Annotated in this window: 2 protein-coding genes; both read right to left on the reverse strand. The window is 32.2% G+C overall.

Annotation, left to right across the window (positions count from 1 at the left end):
* The coding region (locus FYJ80_RS11525) for a hypothetical protein (RefSeq protein ID WP_154427044.1) at window positions 1-849 on the reverse strand (849 nt) is incomplete at its 3' end.
* A gap of 242 nt (window positions 850-1,091) precedes the next feature.
* On the reverse strand, window positions 1,092-1,778 hold a 687-nt coding region (locus tag FYJ80_RS11530), incomplete at its 5' end, for a hypothetical protein (protein ID WP_206361091.1).

Consider the following 1,778-nt stretch of genomic DNA (forward strand, 5'->3'; position numbering starts at 1 on the left):
CTGACAATCACTATCTTTGTATTTAGTACTGACAACACTACCATCATATTGTATTGTCAATTCATTATCTCCAGCTGACCATTTACTCTTATCTTCATCTATTTTTAGATTTGGTTTTTCTACTTCTGGAAGGAGAAATGATTCATTTTCTATTTTTAGTATTTCTTTATCAAGCATTGAGAACCAAAGTACTGGAGCTATGACTTTAAGTTCACCATTTTCAATAGTGAATACTGTAATCGGGCTTGCTTCTCCAATAGATATTGTATCTTCTTCTTTATAAGTTTTTTCACCAAGCTTAATTGAAGATACTTTGCTTTTAATTTTACCTACATTTACATAACTAAATGTTTCTGAAGATGAAATGTCTTTCATCGCCTTTTTACTATCTTCAGCAAGATTGTCACTGATGGTGAAAAGATCAGAGTGGTAACCGCATAAGGTACAGCTTCCATTTTTTATTATATGATAACCACTCTCGATGTTACTACATCCTTCAACCGTACAGTGCCTAACATGTGTGGATTTACCATCATTGATCCATTGAGTATATTCATGATTTAAGAGTAGGTTGATGATGATATCTGAATTTACAGTGTATTTCTCACCTGCAGAATATGGCCTATTGGCAATGGTTGCAGTGTAACTATGGCCGTTGATTATCTTTTCTGGAAATGTAATTACGGTTCCATTTTTTACTTCAGAGGGAATTCCTGCAAGTGAATAATCTCCAATTATTGTAATCTTTCTAATTACATCCTGAGGCTCAGATGTTGAGTGATTACAAGAAATAAAAGTAAAAATTAGCATTAATGTGATAGCTACTGTTAATATTTTTCTTCTGTACATATATCCTATATCCTTTAAACGCAATATATTATTGCTTATTATTCAAGATAAAAGCTGGACTATATTTTAACCCTAATATTTATTTTACTTTTATATCGATGTATGGTTCAACTAAGAAGTTTTCCCAAAAAATTAATTCTTAGTATTCTAAGATTTATTAACTTTAAATACGCTTTAATAAATTAAAAGAATGGCCGTCATTATTTGATAACGGCCAGTATTCTTTACAAAAATATTCTTGGTTACTTGTGAACTCTGATGTAACCAGGATTATCTTTAGTTATTTCTCCTTTTTCATCCTCAGTAATCTTTAAAAGTATATATCCAGAACTGGCAAAACTATCCTTATTAAGGAGCTCTGCTGCAGTCTCTAGTTTCCATGATGGTTCTGCAACACTATTATACTTTTCTTTTAGTTCATCGGCTGAAAGGGTAGTATCGCTTCCTATTAATTCACTGGTGTAGATTTTAAAACCATCTGCTATTTTGACTCCGTCATCAGTCTTACCAAGAATTACTGTTCTTCCAATCATTTTCCCATCATAATAGAATCGCTTATATATATTTCCTGATAATTCATACGTAGTTCCGCTCTTAAGCTTATATGATGCAAGACTCTTGATATCTGTTTCGCAGTTTTTAATTACTTTTATTTCAGTTTCCTTATTTATGTAACCCTCTGGAGTATCAGGGCTTGCAAGCAATATGCCTGCATAAACCTTATCTGCTGATCTGTATGTATCTTGGTCATCAAGTAATGTGATGAATGAAGTATTTTCATCACGTGTATAAATTGATATATCATCTTGTGGTGCAGAATTTGTTAGTATTATAGAGCCATTTTCATCTTTGTAGCAGTAGGTATAGGTGAAATCAGTTTTCATCATTTGGGCTCCTTCTGCATATACAGGTTTTGTCGCAGAAAAATT

Origin of the sequence: Bullifex porci, assembly GCF_009695635.1 — a bacterium.
GTDB classification, from domain to species: domain Bacteria; phylum Spirochaetota; class Spirochaetia; order Sphaerochaetales; family Sphaerochaetaceae; genus Bullifex; species Bullifex porci.